Genomic DNA, 23,614 nt, shown 5'->3' with positions numbered 1-23,614 from the left:
ATGGCGTCCACCGCGCAGGGGAAGGGCGAGCACGCGACGCGCTGACCTGCCCGGCAGCCCGGTCGCTCAGGGCTGCCAGACGGACACGCCTGGCGAGCATCACCACCAGCGGGGAACATCACGGGCATGGCGACCCACGAACAGCTCACGTCCTCGGGTGACCCGTACTTCGCCCACGAGACCTACCGCCACCTGCGCACCATGCTCGTCGCGCTCCCCCTGCTCCTGCTGGCCGGCCTGCTCGGCGCAGCGTTCGCCTTCGGTCTCGACTCCATCCAGGGCTCCATCAGCGCCTACTACCTGGGCCCGATGCGGGACGTGTTCGTCGGCTGCATGGTCGGGATCGCGGTGTGCCTCGTCGCCTACCGTGGCGAGGCGCTCGAGGACTACGCGCTGAACCTCGCCGGCTTCTACGCGCTGTTCGTGGCGTTCGTCCCGACGCAGCTGGCCCGGTCCCTCGCGCAGCTCGGGACGGATCAGGAGCGGGCCGACGTCGTCGCGTCCCTGCGCGTCACCATCGCGGCCGTGCTGATCGTCACCGCCGCCTTCCTCGTCGTGGAGGCGACGACCGGTCACTGGGCGTACCGGGAGCTGCGGAGGAACGCCGTGGCCAGGTGGTTCTTCCTGGTCTCCACGCTGTTCGCGATCGCGTTCGTCGCGCTGGTCGTGTGGAGGGCGTTCGAGGGGACGTCGTTCGACAACGTCCACCTCGCCGCGACGCTGCTGCTCATCGTGAGCATGGCCACCGCGGTCGCCAGCTACGCCTGGCCGGCGAGGACCGGCTCCCTGCGACCGCCCACGGCGGCCTCGCGGAGACGCGCGGAGTCCGGGAAGGGCGGCGACGGCACCGGCATCTACCAGTGGATCTTCTGGCTCATGGTGGGTGGCGGGATCTTCATCGCCGCCGTCCTGGACCTCGTGCTCCACTCCCCGTACGCCGGCATCGTCGCGGAGCTGTGGGAGCTGGGGCTGTTCGTCGCGTTCTGGCTCATCCAGACGCTCCAGAAGTGGGAACCGCCGACGGACGCCGAGAAGCACGAGGCGGTCACGGGGGCGGCAGCGGGTTCCTGACCCGTGTGGGGGATGCGTCGGTCACGCTTGTGGCGTAGAACGGATCGCATGTTCGACGAAGGCCAGCTCTACGCTCCCGTCACCGCGGACGAGGACGGCAAGGCCACCGTGCACCTCGCGGACGACCACCCCGGCGCCAACGACGACGCCTACCGCCGTCGCCGGAACGAGATCGCCGCGCCGGCGCTCGCGTGGCAGCCCGGCGAACCCGTGCCGACCGTCGACTACACCGACTCCGAGAACCAGATCTGGGCGACCGTGTGCCGCGAGCTCGCGCCGAAGCACGAGCGGCTCGCGATCCGCGGCTACCTGGAGGGCAAGGAAGCCCTCGCGCTGCCCACCGACCACGTGCCCCAGCTCGACGAGGTCAGTGCGGGGCTCGACCCGCTCAGCGGGTTCCGGCTCCACCCGGCGGCGGGACTGGTGCCGCTCGACGTGTTCTACGGGTCGCTCGCGGACGGGGTGTTCCACTCGACGCAGTACCTGCGGCACCCGTCGCAACCGCTCTACACGCCGGAGCCGGACATCATCCACGAGGTCGTGGGGCACTGCAATCTGCTCGCGAACCCCGCGATCGCCGAGGTCAAGCGCCGTGCCGGGGAGGCCGCGCGCCGGTGCGAGACGGCCGAGGGCCTGCAGTACGTGGCCGACGTCTTCTGGTTCACCATCGAGTTCGGGGTCATGTACGAGCACGGCGAGCTGCGCGCCTACGGTGCCGGGTTGCTCTCCTCCTACGGCGAGATCGAGGAGTTCCGCGGGGCCGACATCCGGCCCGTGGACTTCGACCAGATGGCCACCCTGGCGTACGACATCAGCCACTACCAGCCGATCCTGTTCGCGTGCGACGGCATGAGCGAGCTCACCGACCGGGTGGGCGAGTTCTTCGCCGGGTTCGACGACGACGTGGCGGCCCGGCTCGCAGCACGGAGGTCCGTCTAGAGGAGGTGCTGCCGGAAGAACGCGGCGAGCTCGTCCGTCGCGTCGAAGGGCAGGACCGCCGCGACGTACTGGTCGGGCCGGACGACGACGACGCAGCCGCCGCGGTCGACTCCGCGCAGCTCGACGATGTCCTCGTCCGGGTGCGTCGCGTAGACGTTCTCGTAGTCGACGAGCTCGAACGGGCCTGTGCGCGGCAGGAAGAGCTCCGGCACGGCTGAGATGTCCACGTCGACATGCCGCTGCTGGTAGACGACCTTGAGGTCCAGGACGTCGTGCGCGGGGGCGTCGGGTGAGGTCGACATCCACTCAGCCCACTGCGTGAGGGCTGCCGCAGCACGGTCGGCGAACGCGTAGACCCGCCAGCGGCCGTCGGCGCGGTGCTGGTGGCCGAGGTGCAGAGGGTTCGCGTCGGCGACCCGGACGACGGGCACGGACTTGAACCGCTTGCCGACCGGGAAGCCCGTCGCGAGCGACTGGTGGGTCGCCTCCGCGACGACCATCGACGGCGGGTACTGCGTCATGAACCCGAACAGGAACTCGGTGGTCTGCACGTAGAAGTCGGCCAGTCGGCCGGGGTCCCCCAGCTCCTCCGGCGTCTTCGCCATCAGCGACGACCACTCCTTGTCGAAGTCGATGAGGTTCTGCGCGACCACCTGACGCTCGGCCGAGTACGTGGCGAGCAGGCTCTCGGGGCTGCGGCCGGTGAGCACGTACCCGAGCTTCCAGGCGAGGTTGAATCCGTCCTGCATGGAGACGTTCATGCCCTGGCCGGCCTTGGCACTGTGGGTGTGGCAGGCGTCCCCGGCGATGAAGACCCGGGGTGCGCGGATGCCCGTCTCCTCGGCGGTGACGTCGTCGAACCGGTCGGTCAGCCGGTGCCCCACCTCGTACACGCTGTGCCACGCGACGTCGCGCACGTCGAGCGTGTACGGGTGCAGGATCGCGTTCGCCTTGGCGATGATCTGCTCGATCGTCGTGCTGCGGACGTCGTGGTGGGCGTCCGGATCGGTCTCGCCGAGGTCGACGTACATGCGGAACAGGTGGCCGCCCTCGCGCGGGATGAGCAGGATGCTGCCGCCCGTGCCGGACTGGATCGCGCACTTCAGCCGGATGTCCGGGAAGTCGGTGACGGCCAGGACGTCCATCACGCCCCACGCGTGGAACGCCGAGTCGCCCTCCATCGTGCAGCCGATCGCCGTGCGGACCTTGCTCCGAGCGCCGTCCGCGCCCAGGACGTACCTGGCTCGCACGACCCTGCGCTGCCCGGCTCGCACGAGGGTGACGTCGACGTGGTCGTCGGACCGCACCAGACCCGCGAACTCGTATCCGTAGTCGGGCACCATCCGGGTGGGCGAGCTGGCCATGTACTCGGCGAAGTAGTCGAGCACGCGTGCCTGGTTGACGATGAGGTGCGGGAACTCGCTGATGCCGCCGGGATCGTCGGCCGGTCGTTCGCCGCGGACGATGCGCGACGGGTCGGCCGGGTCCGGGTGCCAGAAGCACATCTCGGTGATCCGGTAGGCCTCCTCGGCGATCCGCCCGGCGAACCCGAACGCCTGGAACGTCTCGACGCTGCGTGCCTGGATGCCGTCCGCCTGCCCGATCGGGAGCCGGCCCTCGCGACGTTCGACGATCCGGGTGGTGACGTCGGGGAACTGGGACAGCTGCGCCGCCGCGATCATCCCCGCCGGTCCGGTGCCGACGATGAGGACGTCGACCTCGTCCGGGAGCTCGTCCGGCCGGTCGATGCCGACGCCCGCTGCGGGCTGGACGCGCGGGTCGCCGGAGACGTACCCGTGGTGGTGGAACTGCATGGGACCCACTCCCCTGACGCCGATGTCGAGGTGGTGCGGATCGTATATTATCCCTACCGAGCCGCAACGACGCGGTCGAACCGGTCCGAGAGGCCCCTTCCATGCCGACGGTCTCCGCGCACGTCGCGGTCACGCTCGCCGCTCACGTCGACCACGTCTTCGGCGTCATGGGCAACGGCAACGCGTACTTCCTCGACGCGCTGACACGGCAGACCGACGCCCTCTTCACCGCGGTGCGGCACGAGGCCGGTGCCGTCGTCGCCGCCGACGCGTTCCACCGCGCCTCAGGAAGGCTCGCCGCGGCCACGACGACCTACGGCGCCGGGTTCACCAACACCCTCACCGCCCTCGCGGAGGCCGTGCAGGCCCACGTGCCGCTCGTGCTCGTCGTCGGCGACGAGCCGACGTCAGGCCCCCGGCCGTGGGACGTCGACCAGATCGCGATGGCGTCGGCCGTCGGCGCCCGCACCTACACCGTGGGCCGCGCGGACGCCGCCGCCACGACCGTCATCGCCGTCGAGCACGCCCTGACCTACCGCGTGCCCACCGTGCTCGCGATCCCCTACGACGTCGCGACCCTGGACACCGGCCCGGTGCCCGAGACGCCCGCCCCCCGGCTGCCCGCGCCGCTCGCCGTCCGCGGGGCGTTCGCCGACGGCGTCGTGCGGGACATCGCCGCCGCCCTCGCGAACGCCCGCCGACCGTTGCTCCTCGCCGGCCGGGGCGCCTGGGTGGCCGGCGCCGGCGAGGCGCTCGGGGCCGTCGCCGACGCGACCGGTGCGCTGACCGTGACGACGGCGCTCGGCCGCGGGATCTTCCCCCGCCGCGAGTTCGACCTGGGCGTCGCCGGTGGGTTCGGGACCGAGGGCGCGATGGCGCTCGTCCGCGAGGCCGACGTCGCGGTGGTCGTCGGCGCCTCCCTCAACCAGTTCACGATGCGGTTCGGCGAGCTGTTCGCGCCCGGGTGCCGGGTGTTCCAGGTCGACGTCGCGCCCGCGGCGACCCACCCGCACGTGGGCGGGTACGTGCGCGGAGACGCCTGCGTCGTCGCGGAGTCGATCCTCAAGGAGCTCTCGGACGTCGTGCCCAGCGGGTGGCGGGAGTCGGTCGACCTGTCGACCGCGAGACGGCACGAACCCGGGGACGGGACCGCCGCGGACGGGCGGCTCGACCCGCGCTCAGCCGCGGCGCGCCTCGCCGAGCTGCTGCCCGAGAACCGCGTGGTCGTCTCGGACGGCGGGCACTTCCTCGGCTGGTCGAACATGTACTGGCCGGTGTCCTCGCCGGACCGGATGGTGATGGTCGGCACCGCGTTCCAGGCGATCGGGCTCGGCTTCCCCAGCGTGATGGGCGCGGCGCTCGCCCGCCCCGAGGCGACCGTGGTCCTGACGACCGGCGACGGCGGCGGGCTCATGGCCCTGTCCGACCTGGAGTCGGCCGTGCGGGTCGCCGCCGGGCGCGGGATCGCGGTCGTGTGGAACGACGGCGCGTACAGCGCGGAGATGCACCTCTACGGGCGCAAGGGACTGGCGCAGGAGCCGATGCTCATCCCGGACGTCGACTTCGCCGGCGTCGCCACCGCGCTCGGCGCGCAGGGAGTGGCCGTCCGGACCGTCGAGGACCTCGACGTGCTGAGGGAGTGGAGCACCCGCCCGGCGGACGAGCGCCCGTTCCTGCTCCTCGACCTGCGGGTCTCCGGCACCGTCGTCGCACCGTTCTGGGAGGAGATCTCGAGGGCGAGCGGTTGACCACGGACTGACTTTCGACTGTGAGGGAGCTCATGACCGACGACAGCACGGACCCGAGGTTCTCCGGCCTGCCCGGACGGCCGGGAAAGATCGTCGCGATCCACCTCAGCTACGCCTCGCGCGCCGACCAGCGCGGCCGCCGTCCCGCGCACCCGTCGTACTTCTTCAAGCCGTCCAGCTCCGTCGCACCGTCGGGCGGCACGGTCGAACGGCCGCACGGCACCGAGCTGCTCGCGTTCGAGGGCGAGATCGCGCTCGTCATCGGCAGGCCGGCCCGGCGCGTGCCCCTGGAGCAGGCGTGGAACCACGTCGTCTGGGTCACGGCCGCGAACGATCTCGGGCTGTACGACCTGCGCGCCAACGACAAGGGCTCCAACGTCCGCTCCAAGGGCGGGGACGGGTTCACGCCCGTCGGACCCGCACTCCTCGACGCCCGCACGGTCGACCCGGGTGCACTGCGCGTACGCGCCTGGGTCAACGGCGAGCTGCGCCAGGACGACACGACCGCGGGCCTCCTCTTCACGCTCCCCCGGCTCGTCGCCGACCTCTCCCAGCACCTCACGCTGGAACCCGGCGACGTCATCCTCACGGGCACCCCCGCCGGCTCTTCCGTCGTCGTCCCCGGCGACGTCGTCGAGGTCGAGGTCGACGCACCCAGTGCGCACGGGGCGCCGACGTCGGGCAGGCTCGTCACGACCGTCGTCCAGGGCGAGCACGAGTTCGACGGCTCGCTCGGGTCGCAGCCCGCCGTCGACGACGTCCAGCGCGCGGAGGCGTGGGGTGTCCGACCGGGCGCCCGGCTCTCGGCGGAGCTGCGGGAGAAGCTCCTGCGCACCCCGGTCGCCGCCCTGAGCGCGCAGCTGCGCAGACGTGGCCTCAACCAGGTGACGATCGACGGCGTCCGGCCCGTGCACGCCGACGCCAAGCTCGTCGGCACGGCCCGCACGCTGCGGTTCGTGCCGGCCCGCGAGGACCTCGTCGCCCGCCACGGCGGCGGCTACAACGCGCAGAAGCGCACGTTCGACACCGTCGGCGAGGGCGAGGTCATCGTCATCGAGGCCCGCGGCGAGACCGGGTCCGGCACGCTCGGCGACATCCTCGCCCTGCGCGCCCACGCCCGCGGCGCGGCCGGCATCGTGACCGACGGCGGTGTCCGCGACCACGCCGCCGTGGCCGCCGTGGGCATCCCCGTCTACTCCGCCGGCGCGCACCCCGCCGTCCTCGGCCGCCTGCACGTGCCGTGGGACGTCGACGTGGCCGTCGCGTGCGGGGGGACGACCGTCGAGCCCGGGGACGTCCTCGTCGGCGACGGGGACGGGGTCGTCGTCATCCCGCCGGGGCTGGTCGAGGAGGTCGTCGACGCCGCCCTCGCCCAGGAGGAGGAGGACGGCTGGATCGCGCAGCAGGTCGCCGCCGGGCACCCGATCGACGGCCTCTTCCCGATGGACGCCCGGTGGAGAGCGAGGTTCGACGCATGGCGCGCGACCCGCTGACCGACGCGGCGACGCGGAGCAAGTCGCAGCGCGCCTACCACTCGCTCAAGGAGCGGATCGCGGGCGAGGAGCTCGCGCCGGGGCACCGCCTGGTCCTCGCGTCCGTCGCGAACGACCTCGGCATGAGCGTGGTGCCCGTGCGCGAGGCGATCCGTCGGCTCGAGGCCGAGGGGCTCGTGACCTTCGAGCGGAACGTCGGCGCACGGGTGTCGATGATCGACGACTCCCAGTACCGGCACAGCATGGAGACGCTCGCCATCCTCGAGGGTGCCGCCACAGCGCTCGCGGCCCGGCACCTCACGGCCGACGACCTGCGGCAGGCGCACGAGCTGAACACCCGCCTCGTCGAGTCGCTCGACGACTTCGACCCCCGCCGCTTCACGTCGTTGAACCAGCAGTTCCACTCGGTGCTCTTCGCCGCGTGCCCGAACCCGCGGCTGCTCGCGATCGTCGAGTCCGAGTGGGTCCGGCTGGGTCACCTGCGCGACTCGACGTTCAGCTTCGTGCCCGGCCGCGCGCAGGAGTCGGTCCGGGAGCACGAGACGCTCCTCGGTCTCGTCGAGGCCGGCGCACCTCTGGCGGACATCGAGCGCGCGGCCCGCGGGCACCGCTCGGCCACGCTCGCCGCCTACCTGAGCCACGAGCACCCTGACGAGAGGTGACCCGCATGCCAGCCGACCTTCCCGAGCGCCTCCAGCACTACATCGGGGGCGAGCACGTCGACTCCGCGGACGGCGCGACGTTCGAGGTCCTCGACCCGGTCTCGAACGAGACGTACCTGCACGCCGCCGCGGGCAGGGCGGCGGACGTCGACCGGGCCGTCACGGCGGCGCGGCGCGCGTTCGACGAGGGGCCGTGGCCGCGGATGCTGCCGCGCGAACGGTCCCGGATCCTGCACCGCGTCGCCGACCTCGTCGAGTCGCGCGACGCCCGGCTCGCCGAGCTCGAGAGCTTCGACTCGGGCCTGCCGATCACGCAGGCCCTGGGCCAGGCGCGGCGCGCCGCAGAGAACTTCCGGTTCTTCGCGGACCTCGTCGTCGCCCAGACCGACGACGCGTTCAAGGTGCCCGGCCGGCAGCTCAACTACGTCAACCGCAAGCCGATCGGCGTCGCCGGCCTCATCACGCCGTGGAACACGCCGTTCATGCTCGAGTCCTGGAAGCTCGGCCCCGCGCTGGCCACCGGGAACACCGTCGTGCTCAAGCCCGCGGAGTTCACGCCCCTGTCGGCGTCGCTGTGGGCCGGGATCTTCGAGGAGGCCGGCCTGCCCGTCGGCGTGTTCAACCTCGTCCACGGCATCGGTGAGCAGGCGGGCGACGCGCTGGTCAAGCACCCGGACGTGCCGCTGATCTCGTTCACGGGCGAGAGCCGGACCGGGCAGCTCATCTTCGCGAACGCCGCGCCTCACCTGAAGGGGCTCTCGATGGAGCTCGGGGGCAAGTCCCCCGCCGTGGTGTTCGCCGACGCCGACCTCGACGCGGCGATCGACGCGACGATCTTCGGGGTGTTCTCGCTCAACGGCGAACGCTGCACGGCGGGCAGCCGGATCCTCGTGCAGCGCGAGATCTACGACGAGTTCGTCCTGCGCTACGGCGCGCAGGCGCAGCGGGTCGTCGTCGGCCCCCCGCACGAGCCCGGCACCGAGGTCGGCGCGCTCGTGCACCCGGAGCACTACGAGAAGGTCATGGGCTACATCGAGCTCGGCAAGGCCGAGGGTCGGCTCGTCGCGGGAGGCGGGCGTCCCGAGGGGTTCCCGACCGGCAACTACGTGGCCCCCACCGTGTTCGCCGACGTCCCGTCCGACGCCCGGATCTTCCAGGAGGAGATCTTCGGGCCGGTGGTCGCGATCACCCCGTTCGACACCGACGAGGAGGCGCTCGCACTCGCCAACGGTGTGAGGTACGGGCTAGCGGCCTACGTGTGGACCAACGACCTCAAGCGAGCGCACACCTTCGCGCAGGCCGTCGACGCGGGCATGGTGTGGCTGAACAGCAACAACGTCCGCGACCTGCGCACCCCGTTCGGCGGCGTCAAGGCCTCCGGCCTCGGCCACGAGGGCGGGTACCGCTCGATCGACTTCTACACGCACCAGCAGGCCGTGCACGTCACGCTCGGCGACGCGCACCACCCGACGTTCGGCAAGGGAGTCTGACGTGAGCGCGATCACCCCCGGCGGGCCGGAGCCCGTCGTGACCGACGAGGACCCCATCCACGCCGCCGACCCCGTCCCGACGCCGTCGAGCCCTCCGCCGGACATCCTGCGGGCCGCCTCCATAGAGCTCGTCGTCACCGACCTCGCGGCATCGCGGAACTTCTACGTCGACGTGCTGGGCCTCGTCGTCACCGAGGAGGACGAGGAGACCGTCTACCTGCGCAGCTTCGAGGAGTTCATCCACCACAACCTCGTCCTGCGCACAGGCCCCGTGGCCGCGGTCGCCGCGCTCTCCTTCCGGGTCCGCTCCCCCGCGGACCTCGACAGGGCGGTCGCCTTCTACGGCGAGCTCGGGTGCCGCGTCGAACGGCGGGCGGACGGCTTCGCGACGGGCGTCGGCGACTCGGTGCGCGTCGTGGACCCGCTCGGGTTCCCCTACGAGTTCTTCCACGACGTCCAGCACGTCGAAAGGCTCGCGTGGCGCTACGACCTGCACTCCCCGGGCACGCTCGTGCGCCTCGACCACTTCAACCAGGTCACCCCCGACGTGCCCCGGGCGGTGGCGCACCTGGAGGACCTCGGGTTCCGGGTGACCGAGGACATCCAGGACGAGGCCGGCACCACCTACGCCGCGTGGATGCGCCGCAAGCCCACCGTCCACGACACCGCGATGACGGGCGGCAACGGCCCACGTCTGCACCACGTCGCGTTCGCGACCCACGAGAAGCACAACATCCTGGCCATCTGCGACAAGCTCGGCGCACTGCGGCGGTCCGACTGCATCGAGCGCGGGCCCGGCCGCCACGGGGTGTCCAACGCGTTCTACCTGTACCTGCGCGACCCCGACGGGCACCGCATCGAGATCTACACGCAGGACTACTACACCGGCGACCCCGACAACCCCGTCGTCACGTGGGACGTGCACGACAACCAGCGTCGTGACTGGTGGGGCAACCCGGTGGTCCCGTCCTGGTACACCGAGGCGTCCCTGGTGCTCGACCTCGACGGCGTCCCGCAGCCGGTGGTCGCGCGCACGGACACCAGCGAGATGGAGGTCACCATCGGGGCCGACGGGTTCTCCTACACCCGCAAGGGCGACGACCCCGAGGAGCTCCCGAGCTGGAAGCAGGGCGAGTACAAGCTGGGGCACCAGCTGTGAGACCCGAGACGCTGACCGCCATCGCCGACGAGCTCGCCGGTGCAGAGCGCGACCGGACGACCGTGCCGCTCCTGACCGCGCGCCACCCAGGCATGACCGTCGAGGACGCGTACGCGGTGCAGCGCGAGTGGCGACGCCGGGGCGTGGAGGCCGGTCGGCAGCACGTCGGCCGCAAGATCGGCCTGACGTCGAAGGTCATGCAGGTCGCGACCGGCATCGACGAGCCGGACTACGGCGCGATCTTCGCCGACATGGTCTACCCGAGCGGCTCGGTGATCGAGCACGGCCGGTTCTCCAACGTCCGCATCGAGGTCGAGCTCGCCTTCCGGCTGGCCGAACCCGTCGACGGTCCCGACGCCACCCTCGCGGACGTCCTGCGCGCCACCGAGCACGTGGTGCCCGCCCTGGAGATCCTGTCATCCCGCATCGCGCTCGAGGGGCGCACGATCGTCGACACCATCAGCGACAACGCGGCGATGGGTGCCATGGTCCTCGGCGACACGCCCGTCGCGCCCGACGACGTCGACCTGCGCTGGGTCGCCGCGCTGCTGTACCGCAACGACACGATCGAGGAGTCCGGCGTCGCAGCCGCCGTGCTCGACCACCCCGCCCGGGGTGTCGCCTGGCTGGCGAACAAGCTGGCCCAGCACGGCGACCGCCTCGAGGCCGGCGAGCTCGTCCTCGCGGGCTCGTTCACCCGTCCGGTCTGGGTGCACCCCGGTGACACCGTGCTGGCCGACTACCGCGACCTGGGGACGATCACATGCCGGTTCACCTGATCCCGACCTTCCGCGACGCCCTCACGGCAGCCGACCGGCCACTCGTCGGCATGTGGGTGTGCACGGGCAGCCCGCTGGTCGCGGAGATCTGCGCGGGCTCCGGGCTCGACTGGCTGCTCGTCGACATGGAGCACTCGCCCAACGGGCTCGAGTCGGTGCTCGCGCAGCTGCAAGCGGTCGCCGGCTACGCGGTCACGCCGGTCGTCCGGGTGGCCACCGGCGACGTCGTCACGATCAAGCAGGTCCTCGACCTCGGGGCGCAGAACCTCCTCGTGCCGATGGTGTCGTCGGCCGCCGAGGCCGAGGCCGTCGTCGCGGCCGTCCGCTACCCGCCACGGGGGCGTCGGGGCGTCGGGTCGGCGCTGTCCCGGTCGGCCCGGTGGAACCGGGTCGACGGGTACTTCGAGCGGGCCGACGACCACGTGTCGCTGCTCGTGCAGGTCGAGACCGTCGAGGGCGTGGCCGCCGCCGGCGCCATCGCGGCCGTCGACGGCGTCGACGGCGTCTTCGTCGGCCCGTCCGACCTCGCCGCCTCGATGGGGCTGCTCGGCCGGCAGACCCACCCGGACGTCGTCGCCGCCGTCCACCGCACGTTCGACGCCGTGCGTGCGGCGGGCAAGCCGGTCGGCGTCAACGCGTTCGACGCGGACCTGGCACGTTCCTACCTCGACGCCGGAGCCTCCTTCGTGCTCGTCGGGGCCGACGTGACGCTGCTCGCGCGGGGATCGGAGGAGCTCGCCGAGCGACTCGCGCCCGGCGCGGGTCAGTGACCTCCCGCCGGGTCACGTCAGGACGATCGCGGCCGGGTCACGTGCCGTCACGACGTGCAGCGGCGCGTGGCCGCCGGGTCGGACGAGGGCGGCCAGCGTCGGCGACGGGTCGATGCCGAGCTCGTCGCGCATCGTGCGGCTGCAGGCGTCGTACGCGCGGCGCGCCTCCACGATGTTGCCCTCGGCGAGATGGATCTCGATGACCGCGCGGTGCGCGCTCTCGCGCAGCTCGTCGGCACGCAGCGCGGCGAGGGCGAACTCGAGGGCCAGGCCGAACCGGCCGTGGTCCGCGAGCAGCCGGGCGGTGGCCTCCAGCACGTGCAGGCGCAGCTGGTGCAGGCGTTCACGCTCGGCGTCGAGCCACGCGTCGTCCCAGTCGGGCAGGAGCTCGCCGTCACCCGGGTCGGCCGGGGCGTCGTCGTCGGGGCTGCCGCGCAGCAGGGCACGCGAGTGGTCGATGAGCTGCTGCACGTCGACCGCCGGCGTCAGCCCGAGCTCGATCGTGCCGTGCGCGGAGACCACGAGCCCGGGTGCGGCCTGGTTGACCCGCCAGATCCCGGTGCGCAGGCTCGCGAGCGCGCGACGTTCCTCCGTGTCGGGCCACAGCAGCCCGGCCAGCCGGCTGCGTCCCGTCCGGCCACGCAGCGCGAGGAGCGCGACCAGGCGCTGGACCCCTGCGGGGAGCTCGACCGGACAGCTGTCGACGTTCATGGCGAACGCCCCGAGCAGCCGGATCGAGACCTGGGGGCCGTCCACGAAGGGCGGCCTGAGCGTGGCTGACTGCAGCGACATCGAGGACCCCCTACCGGGGCCCCGAAGTGCCCCGTCGCGCGATGGCCGGTCACTGTCCGAATCATCCGCTTAGTACGGATCGTGCTGCAAGAAGAGAGACGCCCACGTGCCGCGCAGATACATCCGGGGCTCGTCCGTCCGGCGTGACAGGCCCGTGACACAGGCGTGACGACGTCCGTCCACGATCGCGGGATGAGCAGCTTCCCGGGGTCACCGCGCGTCATGGCCGGGGCGATCGTCTCGGTCGAGCCGACGGCGCCCCTGGCGCGGATCGCGGTGTTCCAGTACAACCCCGACGAGGTCACGCGGTCGTTGCGCCCGCGCGGGCCGGCGGCGGGGACGGCGTCCGCGTCGGACGCGCTGCGCGTGTGGGGGGCGGCGACCGAGACCGTCACGATGACGATCGACCTCGACGCGACCGACGGCCTCGAGGCAGGCGACGCGATCACCCAGGTCATGGGTGTCGCGGGGCGGCTCGCGGTGCTGGAGATGCAGCTGTACCCGACGACTGCCCAGGTCATCGCGCGCACCGCGCTGACCGCCGCCGGGGTGATCGAGGTGCTCCCGCCGACGGCACCCCTCACGGTCCTCGTCTGGGGTCCCGGGCGGGTGGTGCCCGTGCGCGTCGACTCGCTGACGATCCGCGAGCAGGCGTTCGACACGCTCCTCAACCCGATCCGTGCCGCCGTGGACCTGTCCTTGACGGTCCTGACCTACGACGACTTCTCGCCCACGGATGTCGGGTTCGCGATGTCCCTGGTGCACCAGGTCCAGCAGGAGGTCCGCGCGACCGTCGGCGGTCTCGCGGGCATCGCGGCCGCCGTGGCCGGCTCGGCCGGCGTCTCCGTCTCGGTGGGGGGCTGACGTGGCGCGGTACGACGAGGTCGAGACGACTGTCCTGGAGGTCACGACCGCCGACGGTGCGCGCCGCCTGGTGCGGTACCTGCGGCGACGGTTCCCACCCGACCCGACGGCGCAGGCGACGCTCGCGGTGCACCTCGTCACGCCCGGCGACCGGCTGGACCTGGTCAGCGCGCGGTACACGGGTGACCCGCTGGGCTTCTGGCGGGTCTGCGACGCGAACGACGCGCTCGACCCGGACGCCCTCGTCGACGCGGAGGCCGTCGGCACGGAGCTGGTCGTGCCGCTGCCGAGGGCGGCGTCGTCGTGAGCCTGCTCGGGGTGCACATGGCGCTGTCCGCCGGCCCGACGGTCCCGCTGCCGGTGCCGCCGGACGTCGCGCAGCGCGTGCGGTCCGTCCAGGTCACCGAGTCGGACTCCCGCCCGACCGTCTTCAGCATCGTGCTCGACGCGGGTCGCTCCGGCCCGACGGCGGCCCTCGACTCCCCCGTGCTGACGACCTCGCCGCTGCGGGCGAACGCCCGGGTCGTCGTCGAGCTGACCATGGGGGTGCTGCCGAAGGTGCTGGTCGACGGGATCGTCACCGAGACGACCCTCGTCCCCGGTGGTGAGGGGCAGCGGGCCGAGCTGACCCTCACCGGGCAGGACCTGTCGGTGCTGCTGAACCGCACGGAGGTCTCGGACGAGCACGTGGCCCTCGAGGACTCGCTGCAGGTGCTCGCGATCGCCGCCCGGTACGCGCAGCACGGCATCCTCCCGACGGTCATACCGCCGCCCACGATGGACCCGCCGCTGCCGATGGAGCGCACGCCCACGCAGCAGGCCACGGACTGGCGGCACATCTCGGACCTCGCCCAGTGGCACGGCTACGTCTGCTGCATGATCCCGGGGCCGGTCCGCGGCATGAGCTCCCTGTACTGGGGGCCGGCCGTGCGGGCGGGGCTGCCGCAGCCGGCGATCTCGGTGGACCTCGGGCCGGCGACGAACGTGCAGGGCCAGGTGTCGTTCATGACGGACGTGCAGCGACCGGAGAACGTCGAGGGGCAGGTGCAGGACGCGCGCTCGGGGCAGACGATGCCCGTGCGGACGGTCGCGCCGACCCGGCCGCCGCTCAGTGCGCTGCCGGTGTGGGTGGAGCACCAGGCGTCGTTGCGGTCGAGGCAGTTCCGCGGCACCGGCATCAGTGCGGCCGCGGCGTTCGCGCGGGCGCAGGGCGTGCTCGACGCCAGCGTCGACGCGGTGACGGCGTCGGGCACGCTCGACGGCAGCGCGTACGGCTCGGTCCTGCGGCCCCGCATGCTCGTCGGGATGCGCGGCGCGGGGTGGTCCGCAGACGGCCTCTGGTACGTGCAGCAGGTCGTGCACCACATCAGCCGGGAGGCCTACACCGCGTCGTTCACGCTGCAGCGCGAGGGCAGCGGCGCCCTGACTCCCGTGGTCATGGTCTGAGGGGCGACGATGAACGAGTTCGCTCCCCCGGGTCCGGCGCGGTTCTACGGCAAGTACCGCGGGACGGTCGCGAGCAACACCGACGTCATGCAGCTCGGGCGCGTCCAGGTGGAGTGCCCCGCGGTGCTCGGCCAGGGACGCATGAGCTGGGCGATGCCGTGCACGCCGTACGCCGGGGACAAGGTGGGGCTGTTCCTGGTCCCCCCCGTCGGCGCGAACGTGTGGGTCGAGTTCGAGGGCGGCGACCCGAACTCCCCGATCCTCGCGGGCTGCTTCTGGGGCACCGGCCAGGTGCCCGCCTCGCCCGCGGTCGCCGACGTCAAGATGCTGAAGACCGACGCGATCTCCGTCGAGCTGTCCGACCTGCCCGGCGCGGGCGGCGTGAAGGTCTCCGTCGGGTCCCCCGCGGTCTCGACCACGATCACGATCGAGGCGACCAGCAGCGGGTTCACCGTCGCGATGGGCAGCAACAAGATCGCCGTCTCCATGTCGTCGGTGTCGATCAACAACGGTGCCCTGGAGGTGAAGTGATGCCCGGCAACCTCGTCACGCAGTCCGCCACGGTGACGTGCGCCCACCAGGGCCAGGCCAAGCCCGCGAGCGCGTCCCCGCGGGTCACCGCGGGCGGGCAGGGAGTCGTCCTGCTGCCCACGCCGTACACGGTGTCGGGCTGCGCGTACCCGCCGCAGTCGGGCGGTCCGGACGCGACCGCCCAGTGGAGCAGCGGCACGACGCGGGTCACCTCCCTGCAGCAGCCGCTCGCGATCCAGGGCGGCTCGGGCTCGTGCCTGCCCACGGGGGTGCCCCTGACGTGCACGGTCACGCAGACCCGGGTGAGTGCCACATGAGCACCGCGTCGCCGCGCCGGTCGGTCCCGCCGCGTCACGTCGGGTTCCCGCTGCGCCTGGACGCGCGGGGGCGCACCGCGCTGGTCGACGACTCGGTCTACGTGGCGGGTCTCGTCGAGCAGGTGCTGTTCACGGGTCCGGGTGAGCGGGTCAACCGCCCGGACTTCGGCAGCGGGGTCGCCCGCCTGGTGTTCGCTCCGCTGGACGACGCGCTCGCGGAGACGACGCGGGCGCTGGTGCAGGGTGCGCTGCAGCAGTGGCTCGCGGACCTGGTCCGGGTGGAGGACGTGCAGGTCACCGCGGTGGACTCGGCGCTCGAGGTGGTCGTGGTCTACGCGCCGCTGTACGCGACGCACCCGGACCAGCGCCGCACGGTGACCGTCACGGGTGGGCCGACCGCCGGGGTGACGCCATGACGTCCGGCACGCTCCCCTTCGCGGCCGCGATCGACCTGGAGTCGCGCCGGGCCCTGGTGCGCGGGCGGCCGGGCATCGGGGAGCCGGACGGGATCGACGGGATCGACCACGTCGAGGTGCTCTCGAACCATGAGGGCACACCGGGCGAGGTCCCCGGTGCGCCGCGGCAGAGCACGCTGCTGATGCACCTGCTCAACGGGCCGGTACCGACGACCTGGACGGCGGACACGGTGCGCGTGGTCGGCGGGGTGCGTCCCGACCCGGCGCTGAACCCGGTGCGCGCGGTGTGGGCGTTCCGTGCGGACGCGATCGTGGGGACGGTGAGCGACCCGGTCGTGGTCCTCCCGGACGGGGTGGGCGCGGCCGACCGGACGCTCGTCGAGCAGGCGTTGCCCGACCCTGCGGACCCGGGCCACGACGACCTGGCGCGTCGGGTGCTCGTGGTGCGCACCTCGTCGTGGGGCGACCGGTCGACGTACACGCTGCGGCTCGCGGGGCCGGGTGGCCTCGGGGCTCCGGACGGGGTGGACCTGCCGCTGTCGACCGCGCCGTTCGCGTTCTCGGTGGACTGCCCGACCGATCTGGACTGCCGTGCGGAGTGCGTCCCGGCGGACGGCGAGGTGGACCTGCTGCCCGGTGACTACCTGGCGCGTGACTACGAGGCGCTGCGCACCCGGTTGCTGGACCGGCTGGCGACGCTGCTGCCGGACTGGACGGACCGCAACCCGGCGGACCCCGCGGTCATGCTCGTGGAGCTGTTCTCCGCGGTGGGCGACCGGCTCGCGTACTGGCAGGACGCGGTGGCCGTGGAGGCGTACCTGGGGACGGCGCGGCGCCGGACGTCGGTGCGGCGGCATGCGCGGCTGCTGGGCTATGCGGTGCACGAGGGCTGCTCGGCGCGGACGCTGCTGGCGTTCACGACGGGTGCGGGGACGCTGACGGTGCCGGAGCGGACCCCGGTGACGGACCTGCCGGCGCGGGCCGGCCAGGACGTCGGCGTGCCTGTCGACGCGACCGACCTGGGCGGCACGGTGTTCGAGACGGTCGCGGCGGTCGAGATCACCCCGGCGCGCAACGCGCTGCCGCTGTACGCGTGGGGCGACCCGGACCACTGCCTGCCGGCGGGCACGACCGCGGCGTTCGTGGCGAGCGGCACGGGAGCCGCGGACGATCCTCGACTGCGGGAGGGCGACGTGCTCGTGCTCGTCGACGCGCCCGTCAACGGCGTCGCCCGTGAGGGTGACCCGGGGCGCCGGTTCCCGGTGCGGCTGGTGGAGGACGCGCGCGAGCACGCCGACCCGCTGGAGCCCACGGTGCGCGTCTGGGAGCTGCGCTGGCACGCGGCCGACGCCCTGCCGGCTCCGCTGCAGGTCAGCACGCCGGGCACGGATGACGCCCGGGCGGTGGCGCTCGCGAACGTCGTCGTCGCCGACCACGGTGCGACCCTCCTCGACGAGACCCTCGTGCCGCCGACGGTGCCGGCCGACGGCGCGTTCCGCCCACGCCTGCAGCGTCCGGACCTGACGTACACGGACCCGACGGTCCCGACGACGGGTGCCGCCGGTGCGCTGCTGCGCCCCGACCCGCGGCGTGCCGGGGCGGCCCTGTCCCTGTACGACGGTCAGCGCACCTGGCTGCCCCGGCCGGACCTGCTGGCGAGCGGGCGGCTGGCGACGCACGTCGTCGTCGAGCCGGAGCCCGGCGGGGTGTCCCGGCTGCGGTTCGGTGACGGGCTGACGGGCCGGGAGCCGTCCGTCGGGTCGACGCCGCTCGCGTCGTACCGGATCGGCACGGGCAGCCTCGGTGGGGTTGCGCCGGACCGGCTGGTCCGGCTGCTGCCGCGCGCGGACCGTCTCGCGCCGCCCGCGGGCGTCGAGGTCTGGAACCCGTTGCCCGCGACGGGCGGGACGGACCCGGAACGCCTCGAGCAGGTGCGTCAGCTGGCCCCCGCGGCGCTGCGCACCCAGCTGCGTGCCGTGACCTCGCCGGACTACGCGACGGTCGCCGAGCAGCACCCGGGCGTGCAGCGGGCCGTCGCCCGGCGGCGCTGGACGGGGTCGTGGTACGCCCAGGAGGTCACCGTCGACCCGATCGCGGCGTTCGCGGACGACGACACGCTGGCCGACGAGCTGGTCGCGTCGCTGGAGGTGCGCCGCATGGCGGGCATCGACGTCGAGCTGGAGCGGCCCGTCGTCGTGCCGCTGACGATCGCCCTGTTCGCGTGCGTGCGACCCGAGCACGACGCCGCCGACGTCGAGGCGGGTCTGCGTGACGTCCTCGGCTCGGGCACGCGCCGCGACGGGCAGCGCGCGTTCTTCCACCCGGACCGTTTCACGTTCGGCGACCCCGTGCGGTTGTCGGACGTCGTGGGCCAGGCCATGACGGTGGAGGGTGTCGCGTGGGTGGAGGTGACGCGGTTCGCGCGGGCGGACGCGAGCGACGCCCAGGCGGCCGCGACCCTGGCGGCGGGCGAGCTGCTCATGTCGCCGCGCGAGCTGCTGCGGTGCGACTCGGACCCGAACGACCCGGAGGCGGGCCGGGTGGACGTCAGGCTGGGAGGCGGGACATGACGACCCGGACGGGCTGCGACTGCGGTGGGGCGTGCGGCGGGGCGTGCGCGGGCCGTGGCCCGACGGCGCCCGAGGGGAACCTGCCCGGTCAGCGTGCCCTGCGGTGGCGGGTGGCACCGCACGGGACGGCGCTGGCCCGGATGCGCGAGCACCTCGCGGAGCCCGCACAGGACCTCGCGGTGCGCTCCCTGGCGACGCAGCCGCCCGCCGACCCGACGGTCGCGCTGCTCGACACGTGGGCCGTCGTCACGGACGTGGTGTCGTTCTACACCGAGCGCATCGCGCAGGAAGGGTTCCTGCGGACGGCGACCGAGACGGCGAGCGTGCGGCAGCTCGCGCGCACCCTCGGCTACGAGCTGCGGCCCGGTGCCGCGGCGCGCGTCGAGCTGGCGTTCGCGGTGGAGTCCGCACCCACCGCCCCGCTGAGCGTGGACGTCCCCGCCGGCACCCCCGTGCAGTCGGTGCCCCCGCCCGGCAAGCTCCCGCAGACGTTCGAGACGACCGCGGACCTCGTCGCGCGCGTCGCGTGGAACGCCGTCCCCGGGCTCGACCGGATCCGGCAGACGTTCACCGACCCGACGGACGTCGTGTGGCTGGACTCCACGGCACCGGTGGTGGAGGTCGACGACCGCGTGCTCCTCGTCGGCCCGCCCGTCGTCCGCCCGCCGCGCCGCGAGCGTCCCCGTCGCGACGACGACACGGAGCGGTGGGCGCTGCGCCGCGTCACCGCGGTCGAGGTGGACCCGCCGTGGGCGACGGGCTGGACGCGGGTGACGCTCCACGAACCCGTGACGTTCGCCGCGGCCGAGAAGCGCACGCTGGGCGACGTGCGCGTGCTGCGCCTGACCCGGCGGCTCAGCCTGTTCGGCCACAACGCGCCGCGCACGGAGCTGCTCCAGGACGAGGACAAGCGTGTCGCCTTCGTCACGACGGGCATCCCCGACGAGCTCTGGCCCGGGTGGGCGCTGAGCGAGCTCGAGATCGACGGCGACGTGCCCGAGCTGGTCCCGGGCTCGTGGCTCGCGCTCGAGAGCGGCGACCACGTGGAGGCGTTCGAGGTCACGGGGGTCTCCGCGGGTGGTGCGCGCCGGTTCGCGGTCGCGAACAAGGTGACGCGTGTCGACGTCGACGACGACAGCAAGCGGGTCGTGGACTTCGACCGGGAGAGCACCCTCGTGCATGCCGTGAGCGAGGAGCTCCCGACGGTGTGGATGCCCGCGGCGGACCCGGTGGGCGCACCCGCGACGACGCTCGACGTGCTCCCGACCGTCCCGCCGCTCGAGGTGGACCTGCGGGTGCTCGTCGTCGGCGTCACCCCCGACGACGAGGAGGTCGTGGAGGCGGCGACGGTCATCGCCGTCCAGCAGCGCTCCGGTGAGACGGTGCCCGCGGGCGGCGCGCAGCGACTGACCCTCGATCCGCCCCTCCAGCAGGAGTACCGCGCCGGCTCGGTGGTCCTGCACGCGAACGTCGCCGACGCGACGCACGGCGAGACGACCGAGCAGGTGCTCGGCAGCGGCGACGGCGCCGTCGCGTTCCCCCGGTTCACGTTGCGCAAGGCGCCGCTGACCTACGTGTCCACCACGGCGAACGCCGCGGGTGTCGTGGCCGAGCTCGAGGTGCGGGTCGAGGACGTCGCGTGGGCGCAGGTCGAGTCGCTGCTCGACGCAGGGCCGACCGACCAGGTGTACGTCGTACGGCAGTCCGAGGACGGTGTCTCGACGGTCGTGTTCGGTGACGGCCTGCACGGCTCCCGGCTGCCGTCCGGGGCGGAGAACGTGCGGGCGACGTACCGCGCGGGCATCGGTGCGGCCGGTGTCGCGGACGCGGGTGCGGTGATGCTGCCCGTGCGGCGGCCGCGCGGCATCGCGACGGTCACGAACCCCGCCGCGACGCACGACTGGGCACCCCCGGAGGACCTCGACGGTGCGCGCACCAACGCCCCGCAACGGATCCGCACGCTCGACCGCGCGGTGTCCGTCGCGGACTACGCCGACTTCGCGCGCGGGTACGCGCGGGTCGGCCGTGCGAGCGCGCACCTCGTGTGGGACGGCCGGACGCGCACGATCGTGGTCTCGGTGCTGGGCGTCACGGGCGACCCGGCCACGACGGACCTGCTGTCCGACCTGCAGGACACGCTCGACGACGCCCGTGAGCAGCGAGGGCAGCGCGTGGTGCTGCCGGGCGAGGTCGTCCCCGCGGTCGCGCGCCTGGGGATCCATGTCGACCCCCGCTACGAGGTCGCGCCCGTGCTCGCCGCGGTCCAGGCCGCACTGGTCACCGAGTACGCCGCGATGGACCTGGCGACGTCGCTCGCCGCGTCGTCGGTGCTCGTGACCGCGGCCGGCGTCGAGGGTGTCGAGTCGGTGACGATGCCGACGCTCTCCGCGACAGGCCTCGCCGACTCGTCCGACGACCTGCTCGTCGCCGCACCGGCCCGCTGGGACCGGCCGTGGTCCGACGCCGACCTGCAGCTCCTGCCCGCGCAGGCACTGCACGTCACGGCCCTCGTGGAGGTGCTCGCATGACCGTCTCCGACCTGCGGCGCGACGAGCGCACCGCGTACCTCGAGTCGCTGCTCCCGGCGCACGTCCTGCAGCGCGACGCCGAGTCCGGCGGTCTGCTGCACGCGCTCCTGGGCGCCGTGGCCGCCGAGCTCGCGACCGTCGAGGACGACCTGCAGTCGCTGTACGACTCGTGGTTCGTCGAGACGGCGCCCGAGTGGGTGCTGCCGTACCTCGCGGACCTCGTCGGTCTCGACGGGCTCCCGTCGGACCTCGGGTCGGGCACCGGAGCGGGTGTCTCGCGGCGCGGGGTCGTGGCCAACACCGTCTCCTACCGCCAGCGCAAGGGCACCGTCGCGGTCGTCGAGCAGGTCGTGCGGGACGTGACCGGCTGGCCGACGAAGACCGTCGAGACGTACCGCCTGCTCGGCACCACGACCCACGTCAACCACGTCCGCCCGGAGCGTCCCACGTGGGCGAGCCTGCGCGACGCCGCGACCGCCGAGCTCGGCTCGCCGCGGCTGGCCCAGGGGGCGCTCACCCGGTTCGCCCACACCGCCCACGTGCGGCGGGTCGACCCCGGTCGCCACGGCGGACGCGGTCGCTACGGCATCGAGACCGTCGCGGTGTTCGTCTTCCCCGTGCAGGTGTACGAGGCCGTCGACATCGCTGCGCGCACCCTGGGGGGTCCCGGGGCCGGCTGGGCGACGCACCCGCTCGGTGTGCGCGAGCCCTGGTTCGCGGTCCCCGGGACGGAGACGACGATCGAGCACCTCGCCGGCGAGGCCGACCTGCCGGTACCGCTGCGGCCACGGCGTCTGCTCGCCCTGCTGCGTGCGGCGCGAGCCCGCGGTGCCGACACGGAACCCCCGACCCTGCCGGTCGCGGTGCGGATCGACGGCGACGAACCCCTCGCGCCCTGGCGGGTGCGCGTGCGCGGCCTCGAGGACCTCGCCACCGAGGACCCGTCCGGCGACCCGTCGCTCGGCTGGCAGGTCACGGTCGACCCGGTGTGCGGGGTGGTGCGCACGTACCTCGACGGCGTCGCGACCCTCCCGGGCTCGGTGCTCGTGCGCCATGCGTACGGCGCGGTCGCGGACGTGGGCGCCGGCACGTACGACCGCAGTCCCGGGCATGCCGAGGCGCTCGCCGACGACCCGTTCACGGGCGACACCGACGAGGGTGGCGACCGGGTGGAGTCGCAGGTCCTGGTGCGGACGGGACCACCCGCCGGTGGTCTGCGGACCACCGTCGTGGACGGGCTCGCCGAGATCGCGGCGCGGTGGGCGGCAACCACGCCGGACCTCACCGGCGGCACGCAGGTGCTCTCCGTCGCGGACAGCGAGGCGTACCCCGGGGCGCTGGACATCGAGGTCCCGGCGGAGTCACGGCTCGTGCTCGTGGCGGCGACGTGGCGCGGGCGGCAGCTGCTCAACGGCGACGTCGAGGCCCCCGTGCCGGGCGTGTACTCCCCGGACGGTCTGCGTCCGCGCATCGTCGGCGACGTCCTCGTCACGGGTGCCACGGGGTCCGCCCTGCTCCTGGACGGGCTCGTGGTCGAGGGTGACGTGGTCGTGCGCGCCGGTGACCTGCGGTCGCTGACGCTGAGCCAGTGCACGGTCGCGGGACGCGTCGTCGTCGAGGGCACGGCCGCCGACGGCAACCGCGAGCTCGCCGTGACGGTGCGACGCAGCCTCGTCGGCGGGATCGAGCTGGCCGGGACCGTGCCGGCGCTGACCGTGCTGGACTGCGTCGTCGACCCGGCCCTGACGGACGCGCTCGCCGACCCCGCACCGCAGGGCCCCGCGGTCACGGCCACCGGCACCTACGTCACCGTCGACGGGTCGACGCTGTTCGGCACCCTCGACGCGCGCATCCTCGACGTGACGTCCAGCCTGTGCACCGACGTCGTCACCGTCGTCGACCGGCAGCGCGGCTGCGCGCGGTTCAGCTACCTGGCCCCCGGCTCGCGCACACCGCGCCGGTTCCGCTGCGTGCCGCACCCCGACGCCGCCGGCGCGGACTGGCCGTCGTTCCTCGCCGGCGGACCGGGGGCCACGAGCCTCGGCTCGCCCTTCTACCCGTCGCTGTCCCCCGCCGCACCGGGCTCGGTGCGCCGCGGCGGCGAGGACGGCGCCGAGATGGGCGTCCACCACCACCTGCGCCGCCCCCTGCGGGCGGACGCAGCACGTCGTCTCGTCGAGCCCTACGTGCCGGCGGGGATGCAGTTCGGACTGTTCGGGAGCTGA

At 73.5% G+C, this 23,614-nt stretch carries 20 protein-coding genes; 18 read left to right on the top strand and 2 right to left on the bottom strand.

Features of this window, described 5'->3' with window-relative positions; translation table 11 throughout:
* Positions 1 to 126 precede the first annotated feature (126 nt).
* Both ASF78_RS00790 and ASF78_RS00785 read left to right on the top strand, forming a co-directional pair.
* Positions 127 to 1,071, top strand: a complete 945-nt coding sequence (locus ASF78_RS00790) for a hypothetical protein (protein ID WP_056583758.1) — start codon at positions 127 to 129, stop codon at positions 1,069 to 1,071.
* A 48-nt stretch (positions 1,072 to 1,119) separates the two neighbouring features.
* The gene (locus ASF78_RS00785) at positions 1,120 to 2,010 is read left to right on the top strand and encodes a phenylalanine 4-monooxygenase (protein ID WP_056583755.1); all 891 of its coding nucleotides are present in this window, start codon (positions 1,120 to 1,122) and stop codon (positions 2,008 to 2,010) included.
* Here ASF78_RS00785 and ASF78_RS00780 read toward each other — a convergent pair.
* Positions 2,007 to 3,824: an FAD-binding monooxygenase gene (locus ASF78_RS00780; protein ID WP_056583752.1), complete on the bottom strand. Its 1,818-nt coding sequence runs from the start codon at positions 3,822 to 3,824 to the stop codon at positions 2,007 to 2,009. The genes ASF78_RS00785 and ASF78_RS00780 overlap by 4 nt on opposite strands.
* Positions 3,825 to 3,925: 101 nt before the next feature.
* On the opposite strand from ASF78_RS00780, the gene ASF78_RS00775 reads away from it, so the two are divergent.
* The 7 genes from ASF78_RS00775 to ASF78_RS00745 are packed head-to-tail and all read left to right on the top strand — an operon-like array spanning position 3,926 to position 11,925.
* Positions 3,926 to 5,572 (top strand): thiamine pyrophosphate-binding protein, encoded by a 1,647-nt coding sequence (locus ASF78_RS00775; RefSeq protein WP_056583749.1) that lies wholly within the window; start codon positions 3,926 to 3,928, stop codon positions 5,570 to 5,572.
* A gap of 32 nt (positions 5,573 to 5,604) precedes the next feature.
* Positions 5,605 to 7,065 carry a fumarylacetoacetate hydrolase family protein gene (locus ASF78_RS00770; protein ID WP_056583746.1) on the top strand — a complete coding sequence of 487 codons (1,461 nt, stop codon included), beginning with the start codon at positions 5,605 to 5,607 and terminating at the stop codon, positions 7,063 to 7,065.
* A complete protein-coding gene (locus tag ASF78_RS00765) occupies positions 7,047 to 7,727 on the top strand; it encodes a GntR family transcriptional regulator (protein WP_056583743.1) in 681 nt (226 codons plus the stop codon). Before ASF78_RS00770 ends, ASF78_RS00765 begins: the two co-directional genes overlap by 19 nt.
* 5 nt (positions 7,728 to 7,732) lie before the next feature.
* Complete coding sequence (gene hpaE / locus ASF78_RS00760; RefSeq protein ID WP_056587855.1) at positions 7,733 to 9,217, top strand: 5-carboxymethyl-2-hydroxymuconate semialdehyde dehydrogenase; 1,485 nt, start codon at positions 7,733 to 7,735, stop codon at positions 9,215 to 9,217.
* A gap of 1 nt (position 9,218) precedes the next feature.
* Positions 9,219 to 10,376, top strand: a complete 1,158-nt coding sequence (gene hpaD, locus ASF78_RS00755; protein WP_082494734.1) for a 3,4-dihydroxyphenylacetate 2,3-dioxygenase — start codon at positions 9,219 to 9,221, stop codon at positions 10,374 to 10,376.
* On the top strand, positions 10,373 to 11,155 hold the full coding sequence (locus ASF78_RS00750) for a 2-keto-4-pentenoate hydratase (protein WP_056583740.1): 783 nt from the start codon (positions 10,373 to 10,375) through the stop codon (positions 11,153 to 11,155). The genes hpaD and ASF78_RS00750 overlap by 4 nt, the downstream gene beginning before the upstream one ends.
* Positions 11,140 to 11,925 carry an aldolase/citrate lyase family protein gene (locus ASF78_RS00745; protein WP_056583737.1) on the top strand — a complete coding sequence of 262 codons (786 nt, stop codon included), beginning with the start codon at positions 11,140 to 11,142 and terminating at the stop codon, positions 11,923 to 11,925. Before ASF78_RS00750 ends, ASF78_RS00745 begins: the two co-directional genes overlap by 16 nt.
* A gap of 12 nt (positions 11,926 to 11,937) precedes the next feature.
* Here ASF78_RS00745 and ASF78_RS00740 read toward each other — a convergent pair whose 3' ends face one another.
* Entirely contained in the window at positions 11,938 to 12,717 is a 780-nt protein-coding gene (locus ASF78_RS00740) for a BTAD domain-containing putative transcriptional regulator (protein WP_156373991.1), read from the bottom strand.
* A gap of 192 nt (positions 12,718 to 12,909) precedes the next feature.
* On the opposite strand from ASF78_RS00740, the gene ASF78_RS00735 reads away from it, so the two are divergent.
* The 9 genes from ASF78_RS00735 to ASF78_RS00695 are packed head-to-tail and all read left to right on the top strand — an operon-like array spanning position 12,910 to position 23,614.
* The gene (locus ASF78_RS00735) at positions 12,910 to 13,581 is read left to right on the top strand and encodes a hypothetical protein (protein WP_082494732.1); all 672 of its coding nucleotides are present in this window, start codon (positions 12,910 to 12,912) and stop codon (positions 13,579 to 13,581) included.
* Between the two features lies 1 nt (position 13,582).
* On the top strand, positions 13,583 to 13,888 hold the full coding sequence (locus tag ASF78_RS00730; RefSeq protein WP_056583735.1) for a hypothetical protein: 306 nt from the start codon (positions 13,583 to 13,585) through the stop codon (positions 13,886 to 13,888).
* Positions 13,885 to 15,027: a hypothetical protein gene (locus ASF78_RS00725; protein WP_056583733.1), complete on the top strand. Its 1,143-nt coding sequence runs from the start codon at positions 13,885 to 13,887 to the stop codon at positions 15,025 to 15,027. The genes ASF78_RS00730 and ASF78_RS00725 overlap by 4 nt, the downstream gene beginning before the upstream one ends.
* Positions 15,028 to 15,036: 9 nt before the next feature.
* A complete protein-coding gene (locus ASF78_RS00720) occupies positions 15,037 to 15,558 on the top strand; it encodes a phage baseplate assembly protein V (protein ID WP_056583731.1) in 522 nt (173 codons plus the stop codon).
* A complete protein-coding gene (locus ASF78_RS00715) occupies positions 15,558 to 15,875 on the top strand; it encodes a hypothetical protein (protein WP_056583729.1) in 318 nt (105 codons plus the stop codon). Before ASF78_RS00720 ends, ASF78_RS00715 begins: the two co-directional genes overlap by 1 nt.
* Positions 15,872 to 16,291, top strand: a complete 420-nt coding sequence (locus tag ASF78_RS00710; protein ID WP_082494731.1) for a GPW/gp25 family protein — start codon at positions 15,872 to 15,874, stop codon at positions 16,289 to 16,291. The genes ASF78_RS00715 and ASF78_RS00710 overlap by 4 nt, the downstream gene beginning before the upstream one ends.
* A complete protein-coding gene (locus ASF78_RS00705; protein ID WP_056583726.1) occupies positions 16,288 to 18,861 on the top strand; it encodes a hypothetical protein in 2,574 nt (857 codons plus the stop codon). The genes ASF78_RS00710 and ASF78_RS00705 overlap by 4 nt, the downstream gene beginning before the upstream one ends.
* Entirely contained in the window at positions 18,858 to 21,389 is a 2,532-nt protein-coding gene (locus tag ASF78_RS00700) for a hypothetical protein (RefSeq protein ID WP_056583723.1), read from the top strand. Before ASF78_RS00705 ends, ASF78_RS00700 begins: the two co-directional genes overlap by 4 nt.
* Positions 21,386 to 23,614, top strand: a complete 2,229-nt coding sequence (locus ASF78_RS00695; protein WP_056583722.1) for a phage tail protein — start codon at positions 21,386 to 21,388, stop codon at positions 23,612 to 23,614. Before ASF78_RS00700 ends, ASF78_RS00695 begins: the two co-directional genes overlap by 4 nt.

Source organism: Cellulomonas sp. Leaf334 (genome assembly GCF_001424195.1).
GTDB lineage: Bacteria > Actinomycetota > Actinomycetes > Actinomycetales > Cellulomonadaceae > Cellulomonas.
This window is presented reverse-complemented; position numbering and strand designations above follow the sequence as displayed.

Coding starts and splice junctions, on each gene's coding strand:
- ASF78_RS00790 (WP_056583758.1), top strand. CDS start 127: ATGGCGACCCACGAACAGCTCACGTCCTCGGGTGACCCGTACTTCGCC.
- ASF78_RS00785 (WP_056583755.1), top strand. CDS start 1,120: ATGTTCGACGAAGGCCAGCTCTACGCTCCCGTCACCGCGGACGAGGAC.
- ASF78_RS00780 (WP_056583752.1), bottom strand. CDS start 3,824: ATGCAGTTCCACCACCACGGGTACGTCTCCGGCGACCCGCGCGTCCAG.
- ASF78_RS00775 (WP_056583749.1), top strand. CDS start 3,926: ATGCCGACGGTCTCCGCGCACGTCGCGGTCACGCTCGCCGCTCACGTC.
- ASF78_RS00770 (WP_056583746.1), top strand. CDS start 5,605: ATGACCGACGACAGCACGGACCCGAGGTTCTCCGGCCTGCCCGGACGG.
- ASF78_RS00765 (WP_056583743.1), top strand. CDS start 7,047: ATGGCGCGCGACCCGCTGACCGACGCGGCGACGCGGAGCAAGTCGCAG.
- hpaE (WP_056587855.1), top strand. CDS start 7,733: ATGCCAGCCGACCTTCCCGAGCGCCTCCAGCACTACATCGGGGGCGAG.
- ASF78_RS00745 (WP_056583737.1), top strand. CDS start 11,140: ATGCCGGTTCACCTGATCCCGACCTTCCGCGACGCCCTCACGGCAGCC.
- ASF78_RS00740 (WP_156373991.1), bottom strand. CDS start 12,717: ATGTCGCTGCAGTCAGCCACGCTCAGGCCGCCCTTCGTGGACGGCCCC.
- ASF78_RS00735 (WP_082494732.1), top strand. CDS start 12,910: ATGAGCAGCTTCCCGGGGTCACCGCGCGTCATGGCCGGGGCGATCGTC.
- ASF78_RS00720 (WP_056583731.1), top strand. CDS start 15,037: ATGAACGAGTTCGCTCCCCCGGGTCCGGCGCGGTTCTACGGCAAGTAC.
- ASF78_RS00715 (WP_056583729.1), top strand. CDS start 15,558: ATGCCCGGCAACCTCGTCACGCAGTCCGCCACGGTGACGTGCGCCCAC.
- ASF78_RS00710 (WP_082494731.1), top strand. CDS start 15,872: ATGAGCACCGCGTCGCCGCGCCGGTCGGTCCCGCCGCGTCACGTCGGG.
- ASF78_RS00705 (WP_056583726.1), top strand. CDS start 16,288: ATGACGTCCGGCACGCTCCCCTTCGCGGCCGCGATCGACCTGGAGTCG.
- ASF78_RS00700 (WP_056583723.1), top strand. CDS start 18,858: ATGACGACCCGGACGGGCTGCGACTGCGGTGGGGCGTGCGGCGGGGCG.
- ASF78_RS00695 (WP_056583722.1), top strand. CDS start 21,386: ATGACCGTCTCCGACCTGCGGCGCGACGAGCGCACCGCGTACCTCGAG.